Below are 14960 nucleotides of genomic sequence, written 5' to 3'. Positions count from 1 at the left end.
GTGTCCCGACGTGAGTACACCCCAGTTCCTGACCCTGCCGCCGGGCGTCTTCCCTGTGGAGCTGCCGCTGTCCCACGGACCGGTGGCGGCGTTGCGCGCGACTCCTCCCTCTGGAAGCAGCCCCGAACTCTGCCCCGCCGTGCTCGTGCACGGTTACACCGGGAGCAAAGAAGACTTCATCGCGCTCCTGCTGAGCCTGGCGCAGGTCGGCCGGGAAGTGGTCGCGATCGACCTGCCCGGCACCTACCGCTCCCCCGGTTTCGAGACCCTCACGCCCGCCCCCGGAACACTGCTGCCCGACTACCGGCTGCCGTCCCTCGGCATGGTGGTCGCCGAGGTCTGCGACAGCGTCGGCTCGGGTGGCCCCACCCACCTGGCCGGCCACTCCATGGGGGGTCTGGTCTCACGGGAGACCGTCCTGTCCCACAGCACGGAGCTGGCCTCGCTGACCCTGCTGTGCTCGGGCCCGGGCGCGCTCGGCGGGCAGGGCGCCGCCAGGGTACGGATGCTCATCGCGGCGCTCTCGGCCGCCGAACCCACACCCGAGCGGATGCGGGAACTGTGGGAGGAACACATGGCCGACGGACTCGAAGCACGGGTCCCGGACACACAGGTCCGTGCTTTCCTGCGGGACCGTCTGCTCTCCAGCAGCCCCGAGGGACTGCTGCGCAGCGCCGAGGACCTGCTGAGCGCCACGGACCGCACCGAGGAGCTGGCCGCCGCGGACGTGCCCACGATGGTGCTGTACGGCGAGAACGACGACGCCTGGTCCACGAAGGAGCAGGAGGACATGGCCGGCCGGCTCGATGCCAGGCGAATCGTCGTTCCGGCCGCCGGGCACTCCCCCAACGTCGAGGCCCCCGAGACCACCTCCACCGCCCTGACCTCGTTCTGGAACGACTGCGAGTCCGTCGGGAAGCGCTGAACCCGACCACACACGAGGACGCCGTGCCCCACCCGATCGTCCGGGCGGCGGCACGGCGTCCGTGTGCGGGTCGGGGATCAGACCCAGGAGTCGAAGTTACGGTTCTCCGCAGCCGAGGTGCTCGCGGGCCCGCGGTCGGGGAGCAGGCGTGTCTCCGGCGGGAGGGAGAGCAGCTTCTCGCCGATGGAGGCGAGCTGCGCGGTGTAGTCGATGTAGGTGTCACCGACCATGCCGGGCTCGCCGGCGCGGACGATGTCGCCGCTGAAGACGACGCCCTTCTGGCTGATGTAGTAACCGACGGTGCCCGGGGAACTTCCGGGCAGGGCGAGCACATCGATGTGCAGGTCGCCCACGTCGAGGGCGCCCTCTCCCTCGACCTCGATCTCGGGGCGGTGCTCGGCACCGTGGAAACGCCGCCAGACACGCATTTCGCGGGGGTGGAGGGCGATGGGGGCCTCGGCCTCCTCAGCGACGGCGATGGCCGACTCGATGTGCGGCGCGTAGCCGTTGGTGCAGGCCACGAGGTAGATGTCGCGCTCGCCGATGGCCTCGAGGATCGCCTCGGAGTCGTGTGCCGGGTCGATGACGATGACACCGTCCTTGTCGGCATCGACGATCCAGGTGTTGCTGAGGACCTCGAACTTCTCACCGTCGAACTCGAAGGTCCCGGCGGTGCGGACGCGGGTGATGCCCTCGTCGTCGGGGCCGGTCACACCGGGCTCCTCGCCCTCGTCGGCGAAGACGTCGGTGGATTCCGGCTCTGCCCCGGCCTCACCGCCGGACTCCTCCTCGCCGTCGTCCTTGTCCCCGCCTTCGGAGGCCTCGTCCGCACCAGCGGCCTCGGCCTTGTCCCCGGCCTCGCCGTCGGTCCTGTCACCGGCCGCCGTCCCGGTCTCCTCGGTCTCCTCGGGCTCTTCGACCTCCTCGGTCGACCCCGCCGCCTCCGCAGCGGAACCGGTGGCCTCCTGGCCGTCCTTCTTCTTCGACTTCCGCTTCCAGAACACGGCTCAGACCTCTCGCATCGTCCGGGTACGGGTTTTCGCGCTGCGACCCATTGTGGCGGCCCCCGCGCAGTGATCCGTACCGTACCGAACCGTCCGGGGACCGACGCTCACCGCTCGATGAGGGAGGCTCCGGTCGCGGGGGCGACGAGGCGTTCGAAGGCCTCGGGAGCGGTCGTACAACGGCCGAGGCGGTGCCCTGTCAGGGCTCCGTGGTCGTCACTGGAGCCGGTGACGACCACACCCAGGTCGTGGGCGACCCCGCGCCAGAACCGTGCCTCGCGGGATTTGTGCGAGGGGTGGTCGGCCTCGATCCCGCCGAGCCCGGCCGCTGCCATGCGCTTCACCAGGTCAAGGGGGACCGCCCCGTTGAGCGCACCCTCCGCACGGCCGGGATGGGCCAGGGAGCACACCCCTCCGGCACCCCGTACGAGCTCGACCGCGCGCACGGGGTCGATGGCGTAGCGCGAAGCGTAGGCGGGCCCGCCCGATCCGATCCAGCGGTCGAAGGCGTCCTGCACATCGCGCGCGGCCCCGGCCTCGACGACGGCGCGCGCCAGGTGGGGACGGCCGATGGTGTTGGCGTCGGCGTACTCGCCCTTGCCTGCGCCGGCGATCTCCAGGACCCGTTCCCAGGTCACCTCGACCCCGTGGGTCTGAAGTTTCCCGACCATCTCCCGAGCGCGAGAAGCACGGTCGGAACGCACTCTGCGCAGCTCGGCGAGCAGATCGGGGTCATCGGGATCGAAGAGGTAGGAGACCAGGTGCACGCTCGACCCGGCGTGGGCGCACGACAGTTCCATACCGGGCACGAGGGTGAGTCCGGGTGGCAGGTGTTCTGCGGCCTCCCCGATCCCGCCGACGGTGTCGTGGTCGGTCAGGGCGAGCACGTCCAGACCGGCAGTGACCGCCTGATCGACGACTTCGGCGGGGGTGTCGGTCCCATCGGAGACGGAGCTGTGGGAATGCAGGTCGATACGTGTCACTGAGTGATTGTACGTAAGAAGGGGGACCTGTCACCGGCGCCGATGGTGTCAATCGGTCTCTTCGCGGCCCGCGAGTTCTTCGGCCAGGAAGGGGCTCAAGGCGCCGAACGGGGGCTCCATCGCCACGCCTCCGTCGTTGATGCCCCGTAGGTCCCTGAGAGCGTGGATCTCGCCCATGAGCATGCCGGTGTCGGCGTCGGCGAAGACGATCCACAACCAGTGGGCGAGCGCCTCACCGGTGTAGACGGCGCGCCCGCGTCCCAGGTCGAGGTTCCACAGAGCGATGTCGTGGCCGTCGAAGCGGAGTTTGTCGTCGGAGGGCCGGCGGTCGAACCCGGCATCGGGGTCGGTCCCGGCCAACCCGGCGAGGCGCGCCCCCAGACCCACCCCCGGATCCTCTGCGACCACCACACACTCGCCGATCCCGCCCAAGGGTCCGGGGCCGGACAGGGCCACGGCGATCGCGACGGCGCCCGAGCGTTCGTCGCCGGCGTCCGCGAAACCGGTGACCACCCATCCGGTCGGCAGCGGCCACGGGACCCACAACGGGACCTGGGCCTGCGGAAGAAGCGTCTCGAGGGTGGCAGCCCTGGGCTCCCGCACCGGCTGGAGCGGGGCGACAGGACCGTGCGCGTCACACTGCCAGGCGCTGGTCCACAACCCCGGAGGTCGGACCATGCGCCCGCATCTGGGACACGAGGGATCAGACTTCATGCTGGTAAGGGCCCTACCCGGCCGACCTGCGGTAAAACGCAGGGGGCGGACCGCACGCGCGGCCCGCCCCCCGTGGTGTGCCGGCCCTCAGGACCGGCCTGTGGTCCTCTAGGACTGGCGCTTCTTGCCGGCGCTCCTCCGGCCGCGCTCCTTGTGGTCCAGGATCACCTTGCGGATGCGCACGGCCTCCGGGGTGACCTCCACGCACTCGTCCTCGCTGCAGTACTCCAGCGCCTGCTCCAGGGAGAGACGGCGTGGCGGCATCAGACGCTCGAGCTCGTCGCCGGTGGCCGAGCGCATGTTGGTGAGCTTCTTCTCCTTGGTGATGTTGACGTCCATGTCGTCGGAGCGGGAGTTCTCTCCGACGATCATGCCCTCGTAGACCTCGGTACCCGGGTCGACGAACAAAGTGCCGCGCTCCTGCAGGTTGAACATCGCGAACGCCACGGCCTGTCCGGCGCGGTCGGCCACCAGGGACCCGTTGGATCCGCTACGCAGATCGCCGAACCACGGCTCGAACTTCTCGAAGACGTGGTGGGCGATGCCGGTGCCGCGGGTCTCGGTGAGGAACTCGGTACGGAAACCGATGAGGCCGCGGGAGGGCACCAGCCAGTCCATGCGCACCCAGCCGGTGCCATGGTTGACCATGTTCTCCATGCGGCCCTTGCGGACGCTGAGCAGCTGGGTGATGGCGCCGAGGTAGTCCTCGGGGGCGTCGACGGTCAGGCGCTCGACCGGCTCGTGGACCTTGCCATCGATGGTGTGGGAGACCACCTGCGGCTTACCGACGGTGATCTCGTAGCCCTCACGGCGCATCTGCTCGACCAGGATCGCCAAGGCCAGTTCACCACGGCCCTGAACCTCCCAGGTGTCGGGGCGCTCGGTGGGCAGTACACGCAGCGACACGTTGCCGACGAGTTCCTTGTCGAGGCGGTCCTTGACCAGGCGTGCGGTGACCTTGGTGCCCTTGGCCTTGCCGACCAGGGGCGAGGTGTTGGTCCCGATGGTCATCGAGATGGCCGGCTCGTCGATCTGGATGAGCGGCAGCGGCCGCGGATCGTTGAGGTCGGCGAGGGTCTCGCCGATCATGATGTCGCTGATCCCGGCGATCGCGATGATGTCACCGGCGCCGGCGCTCTCGGCGGACTTGCGCTCCAGGCCGTCGGTCTTGAGCAGCTCGGTGATCTTGACCTGCTGCACGGACCTGTCGGTACGGATCCACGCCACCTGCTGGCCCTTGCGGATCTCGCCCTGCTGGATGCGGCACAGCGCGAGGCGGCCCAGGAACGGGGAGGCGTCGAGGTTGGTCACGTGCGCCTGCAGCGGCGAGTCCGGTACGTACTCGGGGGCCGGGACGGTCTCCATCAGAGTACTGAAGAAAGGCACGAGGTTGTCGTTCTCGGGCACCGAGCCGTCGGCGGGACGCTCCAGTGAGGCCTTTCCGTCGCGGGCGCAGGCGTAGACGATCGGGAACTCGATCTGCGACTCGTCGGCGTCCAGATCCATGAACAGCTCGTAGACCTCGTCCACGACCTCGGCGATCCGGGCGTCGGGACGGTCGACCTTGTTGATGGCGAGGATGACGGGGAGCTTGGCTGCGAGCGCCTTGCGCAGGACGAAACGTGTCTGGGGCAGCGGGCCCTCACTGGCGTCGACCAGCAGGACGACACCGTCGACCATCGACAGGCCGCGCTCGACCTCACCACCGAAGTCGGCGTGGCCGGGAGTGTCGATGATGTTGATGAATACGTCCTCGCCCTCGGGCGTGGTGTAGTGCACCGAGGTGTTCTTGGCGAGAATGGTGATGCCCTTCTCGCGCTCCAGGTCGTCGGAGTCCATGACTCGCACGTCGACGTCCTGGTTCTCTCGGAACACACCGGACTGCCAGAGCATGGCGTCAACGAGGGTCGTCTTGCCGTGGTCCACGTGAGCCACGATGGCCACGTTGCGGATGTCTGTTCGGCGGGCGGAGCCTTCGACGGGCGTAGCGCTGGACATGGGTAAGTCTCGATCTCCTGATACTGGGTAGAGACCGCAGGGTGCCACGGCCCACTCGCCAGTTTAAGTGGTCAATGTGGTATCTGGTCGGCGTGTGTGCTGGTCATCACTCCGACCGTGCCGACCGGTGCGCCAAGTGCGCCCCGACCGGTTCGAGGAAGGGCAGATCGGCGATCAGCCAGTCGACCGTGCACAGTTCTCCGGCCGACAACCACCGCAGGGCCAGATGCTCCAAGGGACGAGGGTCGCCCTCGACGAGCTCGGCCGTCCACAGACGCAGAACGGCCCGTGGACCCGCCGCACGCACTGGCAGGGGGACATCGGGTCCCACCCGTTCCAACGGCCGCACGTGTGCGCCCAATTCCTCGCGGCACTCCCTGACCAGCGCAGCCTCCGGGGTCTCCCCCGGATCCGTCTTCCCACCCGGGAACTCCCAGAATCCGCGCATGGCCTCGGGCCGGGCACGCTGGGCCGCCAACACACGGCCGTTCCGGAGGACGGCGGCGCCGACCACGACGAGAGTCTCTTGCACAGTCTTCCAGGGTAGGGGAAGGAAATAGAGCTTCGGGACCCCGGCCGGCTCAGCCGGCACCCGGGGCGGCGCTTCGGAGGCGGTGGGCCAGCGCGGTGTGGCGGCGCCCGGAGGAGGCGTTGCGCACCGCTTGGGCCAGCGCACGGCGCGATCCCACGAGGACCACGAGCTTCTTGGCGCGGGTGACCGCGGTGTAGAGCAGGTTGCGCTGCAGCATCATCCACGCGCTGGTGGTGACGGGTACGACCACGGCCGGGTACTCGCTGCCCTGGGAGCGGTGGACGGTGACGGCGTAGGCGTGGGAGAGCTCGTCGAGTTCGGCGTAGTCGTAGGCGACCTCCTCGTCCTCGTCCGTGCGCACGGTGATCTCCTGCGCCACCTGGTCGACACCGGTGATCACTCCGAGGGTGCCGTTGAAGACACCGTTGCGGCCCTTCTCGTAGTTGTTGCGGATCTGGGTGACCTTGTCACCGACACGGAGGATCCGTCCTCCGGCCCGGCGTTCGGGCACGTGGTCGGCGGCGGGGGTGAGCGCTTCCTGCAGGGCAGCGTTGAGGTTGCCCGAACCGGCCGGTCCCCCCTTCATCGGTGCCAGGACCTGGACGTCGCGGCGCGGGTCGAGGCCGAACCGGCGGGGGATACGGCGCGCGACCACGTCCACGGTCATCTCTGCGGCCTCGGCGGCCTCCTCGCAGGGGAACAGGAAGAAATCGTCCAGGCCCCGCACGTGGGGCGGTTCGCCGGTGTTGATGCGGTGGGCGTTGGTCACGACGCCGGACTGCTGGGCCTGCCGGAAGACGTGGGTCAGGCGCACGTTGGGAAGGTGCACCCCGTCGTCGAGGAGGTCGCGCAGGACCTGTCCGGCCCCGACCGAGGGAAGCTGGTCGACGTCGCCGACCATGACCAGGTGTGCTCCCGGCGGTACGGCCTTGACGAGTTTGTTGGCCAGGATCAGGTCGAGCATGGAGGCCTCGTCCACGACCAGCAGGTCGCAGTCGAGAGGGTGGTCGCGGTCGTGGGCGGCCTCCCCGCCGGGGCGCAATTCCAGGAGGCGGTGGACCGTGGAGGCCTCGACCCCGGTGAGTTCGGAGAGGCGCTTGGCGGCCCGGCCGGTGGGGGCGGCGAGCATCACCGTGTGCCGTTTGGCCAGGGCCATGGTGACGATCGAGGAGACGGTGAAGGACTTGCCGACCCCGGGCCCCCCGGTGAGCACACACACGCGTTCGGTCAGAGCCAAGCGGACCGCGCGTTCCTGCTCCTCGGCCAGGTCGGCGCCGGTACGCCCGCGCAGCCAGTCCAGAGCCACGTCCCAGTCGACGCCGGCGAAGGAGGACATGCGGTCGGCCGGTTCGCCGAGCAGTGCGCGCAGCCCTCCGGCCAGGCCCAGTTCGGCCCGGTGGAACGGCAGCAGGTACAGGGCACGCACGGGGAGCCCGTCGGGGCCGGGCACCGTCTCGCCGGCGATGCCCTCGGTCTCCACGAGCTCGGTGACGCAGTCGATGACCAGGGAGGAGTCGACCGAGAGGATCTTGACGGCCTTCGCGATGAGTTGTTCCTCGGGCAGGTAACAGTGCCCGTCGTCGGTGGACTCCGAGAGGGTGAACTGGATCCCGGCCATGACACGTTGGGGGCTGTCGTGCGGGATACCGACCGCCCGGGCGATGGTGTCGGCGGTCTTGAACCCGATGCCCCACACGTCGGTGGCGAGCCGGTAGGGCTCCTTCTGGACCACGTCGATCGAGGTGTCGCCGTACTTCTTGTAGATGCGCACGGCCAGTGAGGTACTGACCTCCACCCCCTGCAGGAAGACCATGACCTCCTTGATGGCCTTCTGTTCCTCCCAGGCGTCGGCGATCGCCGCGGTGCGTTTGGGGCCCAGCCCCGGGACCTCGATCAGCCGGTCGGGCTCGTCCTCGATGATCTCCAGGGCGTCGGTGCCGAAGTACTCCACGATGCGTTCGGCCATCTTCGGGCCGATGCCCTTGATGAGGCCGGAACCGAGGTAGCGGCGGATGCCCTGCACGGTGGCGGGGAGCACGGTGGTGTAGTCGTCGACGTGGAACTGGCGCCCGTACTGGGGATGGGAGCCCCAGCGGCCCTGCATGCGCAGGGACTCCCCCGGCTGCACACCCAGCAGGGAGCCGACGACCGTGAGCAGGTCAGCGCCGCGGCCGGTGTCGACCCGGGCGACGGTGAAGCCGTTCTCCTCGTTGGCGTAGGTGACGCGTTCGAGCACGCCCTGGACGACGGCCCCGCGGGGCCCCTGCTCCGACACCTGCCCACCCCTTCGTCCGCCGAGGAGTCCGATCCTGCCCCGACGTTACGACACACGGCGGCCCGTGCGGCCGCCGGTGGAGGGCCGCTGCGGGACGGGGTGGTCCGCGCCGCCGACCGGGCGGGCGGGGAGCTCCGGTCAGAGCAGCCCGTAGTGGGCCCGCCCCTCCTTGGACAGCATGAAGGCGATCATCGTCACGGTGAAGCCCAGCGGGACGAGCATGAGGAAGTCCCCGGACACCAGGGCGAAGGCGAGCAACGCGGCAGCCAGCCCCTGGAAGAGGACGACGCCCCAGAACACACCGACGGTGCGGTTGCGGATCCGGCTCGCGAGGAACAGCGACAGCGCACCGTAGACACCGGTCACGGCAAGCATGTTGATCATGAGGGAGCGCATCAGCCCGACGTCGATGTCGACCTCGACGCCCTGCTGCTCGGCCATGGCCTGTTCCTGCTCGGCGAGGGCCTCCCGCATGGCGTCCTCGGGCACGCTCACCGACAGCAACAGCATGAGGGCCAGACCGAGGCCGCACGCACCGCCGATGAACATGAGCGTGCGCACCATCATGACCTTCTTCGGGGTGGGTGCGTCGGGCCGCATGGCGTTCAGGTGACCCCCGAATCCGGAGAATCCCCCTTGCAGCGGCACTTCGCCTCCGTCCCGGGCCCCGTCGTGGTCGTTCGGGTCGTGGCCAGAGGGAAACACGGGTCCTCCGAGGGAGTTCGGCGTGAGCTTTCGTCCCCATGGTAGGCGTGCGGATCCCCGTCCTACAGCGACACCGGTATCGGAAACCGCCGCCGCAACCGCAGGTTCTGCAAAACGTCACCGTGCGGGCCGTGCCTCCCCGCATCCCACGCCTCGAGGTGCCCCTCTCCCGGCGACGGACACGAGGAGGGCGACAAGAGCGCTACCGGGGCCCTGCCCACGACCGGCACCACGTTGGCCGGCCCGCCCCTTCCGGTGGGTTCTCCGGTGGAGCGGGCCCCGCCTCTGTGTGCGGCCTCGTGGCGTTTCCTGTGCCCGGGGTTCAGGCGCAGCCGATGGCCTCGGTGGCGTCGTCGGCCATGGTGTCGCGCTGATCCTGGTCGGTGCCGTTCTCCTCGAACCACACCAGCACCACGTGGCACGCGTCCTGGACGTCGATCGCGTCCCCGTCGTCGAGGTTGTCGACCATGTTCTCGGAGATGGAGCCGGCGATGATGTCGCTGTCGAAGGCGATGACACGGACGAGGTCGGTGTCCACGGCGCTCGAGCAGCTGAAGAGGTCGCCCAGCGGGTTCTCCTCGTCCTGCTCCTCGCACTGCTCCTCGGTGGTGTCCACCCGTTGCTGGATGTCGTGGTCGCCGCGCAGCTCGTTGATGACCTCCTCTGCGGTGAGCAGGTCCTCGGGTGCGGTGATGTCCGGCGGCGAGGGCTCCTCGGTCGGGGAGGGTTCCTCGGTGGGCGTGGGGGTCGGCGACGGTCTCGGGGAGGGACTCTCCGAGGCAGGAGGGGTCGCGGAGGGCTCGTCCGTGGGTTCGACCGTCTCGTCCTCACCGGCGATGGCTGTGGTGACCGCGTTGCCGGCCAGCAGGGTGCCGCCGACCACGCTCGCGCCGGCGAGGACGGCGATCACCGTGAGGACCGCGAGCATGCCCGCGCCGTAGCGGCCGGGGCCGCTGGGAGCACCGCTGCCACCGGGCCCCTGCGGGGGCGGTCCCTGCGGGCCGTACGGCCCCTGCGGGGGCGGCCCCTGTGGGCCGTAGTGGCTCTGGGGGCCGTAGAGGCCCGGCGGAGGCGGCCCTTGCTGCGGCGGGCCCTGCGGGGGCATACCCGCCCCGCCCCCGTACGGCGGGCCCTGCGGCGGTGGCTGCCCGGTCCCCCCACTCGGGCGCTGCGGGTGTCCCTGCGACGCGTACGGGGAGGGAGCGCCGGGACCTTCCGGGGTTCCATGGGCGGAGGGTTCGTGTCCTCCCCCGTCCGCTCCTGGCATGTGGTGGGGGTTCACTGGGCAGGCTCCTCGGGGTGCGTTCAGTCAGGGACGACGTGGGGTGAGACGTTCCAGATGGGCGGTTCCGCCCCAACGCTGCCCCTAGTTTCCCAGTTTCACCAATAAAGCGCAAAGAAAAGACAGATACCGGCCAATTGCCCTTTTCGCCAGGTATGTGATTAGCGCATTTTCGGCCAACCTTGGGGCATCCGGCGCGCATAATAGGGAAATGCGCCACCCCAGATCTACGATCGGCATCATGACCTGCGTTTTGCTGGCCGAAGACGATGTCTCGATCTCCGAGCCCCTCGCGCGCGCGCTCCGCCGCGAGGGCTATACGGTGGACGTGACCGTCAACGGCATTGAGACACTCGACCGTGCCCGTGCGGGAGACATCGACCTCATGGTGCTGGATCTCGGGCTGCCGGAAATGGACGGCCTCGAAGTGGCACGGCGGCTACGCGCCGAAGGCCACGGAACGCCGATCCTCATCCTGACCGCCCGCGCCGACGAGGTCGACACCGTGGTCGGCCTGGACGCCGGCGCCGACGACTACGTCACCAAACCGTTCCGGCTGGCAGAGCTCCTGGCCCGTGTCAGGGCTCTGCTGCGCCGGGGCGGTGCCGAGGTACCGGTGGTGCACGGTGTGCGGATCGACAACGACTCGCGCCGCGTGTGGCTGGGCGACGACGAACTCCAACTGACCACGAAGGAGTTCGACCTGCTGCGCGTGCTCGTACGCGATGCCGGAAAGGTGGTCACCCGGGAGCAGATCATGCGGGAAGTGTGGGACACCAACTGGTGGGGCTCGACCAAGACCCTGGACATGCACATCTCCTGGCTGCGCCGCAAGCTCGGGGACGACGCCAACCAACCGTCGTTCATCACGACCGTGCGGGGGGTCGGCTTCCGGTTCGAGAAGGACTGACACGACCTCCGGATGTGACGCGCTCGGCGCCGGTCGACCGTTTCCGGGGTGGGACGGACATGAGGTGACATGCGCAGGCGGATGGTTTTCTCCACCCTGGTGGTGACCGTCATCGCCGTCATGCTGCTCGGGCTGCCCCTGGGCGCGCTGACTTATCAGCTGATCCACGAGGAAGCCGCCCGCCAGCTGCAGGGCGAGGCGGAATTGATCGGTGCCGAGAGCGACACGATGCTCGAGCTGGAGGGCGCGGTCGACACGGCCAGATTCGAGCAGGACTATCCGCAGCGGTACATCCGCGTGAGCCCGTCGGACGGCTCGGAACCCGTGACGGCCGGTGACCCCGATCTGAGCCCCGAGGCTCCCGGCGCCCCGGACACGGTGCACGGGAGCACGTCGACGACGCTCGGCACCCAGGTCGAGGTCTGGGCCTCCTCCGACAACTACCAGAACAGCGTGATACGTGCCTGGTTGGGCATCGCGTCGCTGTCGCTGCTGGCGATCGGCGTCGCGGTAGGACTGTCCATGTTCCAGGCCCGGCGCCTGACCCTGCCTCTCATGGACCTCGCCGCCACCGCCGAACGCCTCGGGTCCGGCGTGGCCACTCCGTGGGGGCACCGGTACGGGATCCCCGAGGCCGACCGGGTCGCCGAGGTCCTGGACCGCAGTGCCGAACGCATCGCCGGCCTCATCGCCACCGAACGCCACTTCGCCACCGACGCCTCCCACCAACTGCGCACACCGCTCACCGCACTCACCATGCGCCTGGAAGAGATCATCGCCGTGGCCGATGACCCCCAGGTCGTCCGCGAGGAGGGCGAGGCGGCCCTCGCCCAGACCGAACGCCTCGTGGAGACCGTCGAGAGCCTCCTGGGCCGGGCGCGCAAGAGCCAGAACGCCGAGGTCGAACCGGTCGAGCTCGACCCGCTCCTCAACAATCTCCAGGCCGAGTGGGAACCCGTCCTCCAGCAGGAACGCCGCCGCCTGCTCATCGCCGGCGACCCCGGGCTCACTGCGATGACCGTGCCCGCCGACCTCGCGCAGATCCTCGCCACCCTCGTCGAGAACGCCTACAAACACGGCGCCGGCAAGGTCACGATCCGTCGTATCGACACCGGCCACTCCGTGCGCATCGAGGTCAGTGACGAGGGCGAGGGCGTGCCCGACCACTTGTCCGGCCGCATCTTCGACCGCGAGGTCAGCGGCGACGAAGGGACCGGGCTCGGTCTGGCGCTGGCCCGCCACATCGCCGAGTCCGAGGGGGCCCGCATCGAGCTCGTGCAGAGCCGCCCCGCCACGTTCGCCGTGTTCCTGCCCGCCGGGGCCGACGGACTGTCGAAGACGAGCGGCCCCGTGTGACTCCGATCAGGGGATCGCGGCGGCAGTGGTCGCCTCGGTCCCGTCGGGGTGTTTGCCCCGTACCACGAGATCCACCCACAGCGATCGCACCCGACCCAGGCCGTAGGAGCCCGTGATCTGGGACCGGGCACGCTCGGCCGCCTCGGTGAACCGCCCTTCGGCGACGACGTCGTGGATCGCCTCGGCCATGGCGACCGGGTCCTCGTGGATCCACTCGGTGTCGTAGATGGTGTCCGCACCGGGCCAGGGCAGCACGGCGGGCACCCCGCCGGAGGCGGCGCACTCGGCCGGGGCCAGGTGGAAGGACTCGTCGTCACTGGTGGAGAGCGTGAAACCGATACGGCGCAGCCAGGTGGCCACGTCGGGCCCGAACGGGTCGAAGACCACCGATCCGGCCAGGGCCTCGTCGCGCTGGATACGGCGGTAGGCCTGCTCGAAGAAGGCACGCTCCTCGGGCCGGTTCCACACCCACCAGTAGTCCCAGGGCTGTTTGGTCTTGACCGACAGGGTGAACCGGGGTTCGAGACGGCGCAGTTCGGCGAGCACGTCCAGGGCCCGGTCGATGCGTTTGCGTGAGGGCGCGATACCGATCATGCCGAGGGAGTACTCGGCGCCGGCGAGTTTGGGCCGCTCGAGCTGGCGGTCGTCGACCCAGTTGGGCAGCACCACCACCTTGTCGTCGGGCCAGCCGGTGAGCTCCCTGGTCAGGGACGCGTAGTGCGGGCTCACGCACACGACGGCGTCGACCTTGTCGATCTCGAGCTTGCGCGGCCACTCCGCGTACAGCTCGAACCGGTGCAGGCGCACGATGAGGCGCTGGCCCGGACGTTTCCACTTGGCGTAGAAGAGGGCGTTGGGGCCGCACCACTCACAGATGACCACGTCGGCCCAGGCAGCGAGTTCACGGGAGCGGTACTGGTCGTGGGTGCGCAACCCTTCCCACTCGTCGATGCGCACGTCCAGCCCGGGCAGGGAGCTCAGGTATTCGGCCAGCCGGGTAAAGAACTTCATGTCGTGCCCGGCCACGACCACCTTGAGCGGGAGGCCGGGGTCGGCCCCGGCCGGGGCGGACGGCAGCGCCTCGTCGAGGAGACCGCGCAGGCGCTCGGCGGCCCGGTCCAGTGTGTGCTCGGCCGCAGCCGAACGGCACCGCTCGGCTGCGTCGGCGTAGACGTTCCGGTCGTTGTGGACACGGGCCACGGCATCGGCGACGGAGTCGACGTCCTCGCCGACGAAGAGCGGGTAGTCGGCGCCCAGGAGGTTCTCGTGCATGGGCGTGCGGTTCAGCACGACCGGAAGGCCCAGGGCACCCAGCTCGAGGACCTTGGTGGACAGTTCCAGGCTGGCGTCCATGGACTCGTCCCGCCAGGAGAGACCGAACCCGCACTCGGCGGACTGTGTCAGGGCCTCGGCCCGCGACATGCCTCCGCGCCAGTCCACGCCGGGGGTGCTCTCCAGGGCACGACGCATGCGTTTGGCCCAGTCGGCCGGTTCCGCGTGGATCTTGTCGCCGATCATGACGACCTCGGAGTCCACGCCTCGGCGGGACAGCTCCTCGGGCAGCCCGGTCATCTCCAGGGTGTTCCACTCGGGCGCGAACTTGCCGGTGTAGGCCAGGCGGGCTCCGGCGTGCACCTCGCCGTCGGCGCGCACGCCCTCGGGTACCACGACCACCGGCGGGAAGAGCTCCGCGCGCCCGCACACGGCCGGCACGTTCGACTCCAGGAACGCCCGCAGCTCCTCGGTCTGGCACAGCAGGAACCGGGAGGCCACGGCGATCTCGGTGAGCTCGGCGGCAGCGGTGGCACTCATCTCCCCGACGGTGTGCGGAAAGTCGGTCAGGTAGGTCCACAACCGGCCGGAGAGGGACTCCTCCTGCGCGGCCAGCCCGGCCAGGCGCCGCCCGCGCACCACGACCAGGTCGAAGGGGTCACGGGCGTCCCGGGTTCGGATGAGGCCGACGGCCTGCTCCGGGGTGAGCCCGCGCGGGCCCAGGTCCCCGAGCAGCTTGTCCTCGTAGGGGCGCAGGAGGCGGACTCCCGGGATACGGGTCAGCGGTTCGGTGAGCCGGTCGGTGCGCACGGGTGCCTTGAGCAGCACGGTGACCTCGCACCCCGCGGCGGCCAGCGCCTGCGCCATGGACTGGGCCCAGATCGCGGAACCGTCGATGATGTTGAGATCCACGTCCCCGTACAGGAGCGCGCGCGGAGGAGGAGTACTCACGATCTTCCCTTCGGATGCTTTCGAGTGGCCCTGACGGCGCCGGAGTTCGCCGC

Annotated in this window: 12 protein-coding genes; 3 read left to right on the top strand and 9 right to left on the bottom strand. The window is 69.6% G+C overall.

Annotated elements, in window-relative coordinates; all coding sequences use genetic code 11:
• Nucleotides 1–10 precede the first annotated feature (10 nt).
• The gene (locus tag D473_RS0106370; RefSeq protein ID WP_026126664.1) at nucleotides 11–925 is read left to right on the top strand and encodes an alpha/beta fold hydrolase; all 915 of its coding nucleotides are present in this window, start codon (nucleotides 11–13) and stop codon (nucleotides 923–925) included.
• Between the two features lie 77 nt (nucleotides 926–1002).
• Here D473_RS0106370 and D473_RS0106365 read toward each other — a convergent pair whose 3' ends face one another.
• The 8 genes from D473_RS0106365 to D473_RS27600 all read right to left on the bottom strand — a co-directional run bounded on the left by D473_RS0106365 (nucleotide 1003) and on the right by D473_RS27600 (nucleotide 10241).
• Nucleotides 1003–1929 carry an MBL fold metallo-hydrolase gene (locus tag D473_RS0106365; protein ID WP_017608249.1) on the bottom strand — a complete coding sequence of 309 codons (927 nt, stop codon included), beginning with the start codon at nucleotides 1927–1929 and terminating at the stop codon, nucleotides 1003–1005.
• Nucleotides 1930–2036: 107 nt separating this feature from the next.
• Nucleotides 2037–2912 carry a PHP domain-containing protein gene (locus D473_RS0106360; RefSeq protein WP_017608248.1) on the bottom strand — a complete coding sequence of 292 codons (876 nt, stop codon included), beginning with the start codon at nucleotides 2910–2912 and terminating at the stop codon, nucleotides 2037–2039.
• Nucleotides 2913–2960: 48 nt separating this feature from the next.
• Nucleotides 2961–3626, bottom strand: a complete 666-nt coding sequence (locus tag D473_RS0106355; protein ID WP_338044135.1) for a DUF6758 family protein — start codon at nucleotides 3624–3626, stop codon at nucleotides 2961–2963.
• Between the two features lie 108 nt (nucleotides 3627–3734).
• Nucleotides 3735–5624, bottom strand: coding sequence for a translational GTPase TypA (gene typA, locus D473_RS0106350; protein WP_017608246.1), 1890 nt, complete (start codon nucleotides 5622–5624; stop codon nucleotides 3735–3737).
• A gap of 106 nt (nucleotides 5625–5730) precedes the next feature.
• A complete protein-coding gene (locus tag D473_RS0106345; RefSeq protein ID WP_026126663.1) occupies nucleotides 5731–6156 on the bottom strand; it encodes a (deoxy)nucleoside triphosphate pyrophosphohydrolase in 426 nt (141 codons plus the stop codon).
• A 49-nt stretch (nucleotides 6157–6205) separates the two neighbouring features.
• Complete coding sequence (gene recD2 / locus D473_RS0106340; RefSeq protein WP_017608244.1) at nucleotides 6206–8431, bottom strand: SF1B family DNA helicase RecD2; 2226 nt, start codon at nucleotides 8429–8431, stop codon at nucleotides 6206–6208.
• A 138-nt stretch (nucleotides 8432–8569) separates the two neighbouring features.
• On the bottom strand, nucleotides 8570–9136 hold the full coding sequence (locus D473_RS0106335) for a hypothetical protein (protein WP_017608243.1): 567 nt from the start codon (nucleotides 9134–9136) through the stop codon (nucleotides 8570–8572).
• 322 nt (nucleotides 9137–9458) lie between these two features.
• The gene (locus D473_RS27600; RefSeq protein WP_193373256.1) at nucleotides 9459–10241 is read right to left on the bottom strand and encodes a hypothetical protein; all 783 of its coding nucleotides are present in this window, start codon (nucleotides 10239–10241) and stop codon (nucleotides 9459–9461) included.
• Between the two features lie 418 nt (nucleotides 10242–10659).
• On the opposite strand from D473_RS27600, the gene D473_RS0106325 reads away from it, so the two are divergent.
• The gene (locus tag D473_RS0106325; protein ID WP_017608242.1) at nucleotides 10660–11328 is read left to right on the top strand and encodes a response regulator transcription factor; all 669 of its coding nucleotides are present in this window, start codon (nucleotides 10660–10662) and stop codon (nucleotides 11326–11328) included.
• 69 nt (nucleotides 11329–11397) lie between these two features.
• Nucleotides 11398–12684, top strand: a complete 1287-nt coding sequence (locus tag D473_RS0106320; protein ID WP_026126662.1) for a sensor histidine kinase — start codon at nucleotides 11398–11400, stop codon at nucleotides 12682–12684.
• 6 nt (nucleotides 12685–12690) lie between these two features.
• Here D473_RS0106320 and D473_RS0106315 read toward each other — a convergent pair whose 3' ends face one another.
• Nucleotides 12691–14907, bottom strand: coding sequence for a glycosyltransferase (locus D473_RS0106315; RefSeq protein WP_241474717.1), 2217 nt, complete (start codon nucleotides 14905–14907; stop codon nucleotides 12691–12693).
• Between the last annotated feature and the right edge of the window lie 53 nt (nucleotides 14908–14960).

Source organism: Nocardiopsis xinjiangensis YIM 90004 (assembly GCF_000341145.1).
Lineage (GTDB): Bacteria > Actinomycetota > Actinomycetes > Streptosporangiales > Streptosporangiaceae > Nocardiopsis > Nocardiopsis xinjiangensis.
This window is presented reverse-complemented; position numbering and strand designations above follow the sequence as displayed.

Bases quoted from the DNA above. Each gene is read 5' to 3' on its own strand.
- D473_RS0106355 (WP_338044135.1), bottom strand. From the start codon at position 3,626: ATGAAGTCTGATCCCTCGTGTCCCAGATGCGGGCGCATGGTCCGACCT.
- typA (WP_017608246.1), bottom strand. From the start codon at position 5,624: ATGTCCAGCGCTACGCCCGTCGAAGGCTCCGCCCGCCGAACAGACATC.
- D473_RS27600 (WP_193373256.1), bottom strand. From the start codon at position 10,241: ATGCCCCCGCAGGGCCCGCCGCAGCAAGGGCCGCCTCCGCCGGGCCTC.
- D473_RS0106325 (WP_017608242.1), top strand. From the start codon at position 10,660: ATGACCTGCGTTTTGCTGGCCGAAGACGATGTCTCGATCTCCGAGCCC.
- D473_RS0106320 (WP_026126662.1), top strand. From the start codon at position 11,398: ATGCGCAGGCGGATGGTTTTCTCCACCCTGGTGGTGACCGTCATCGCC.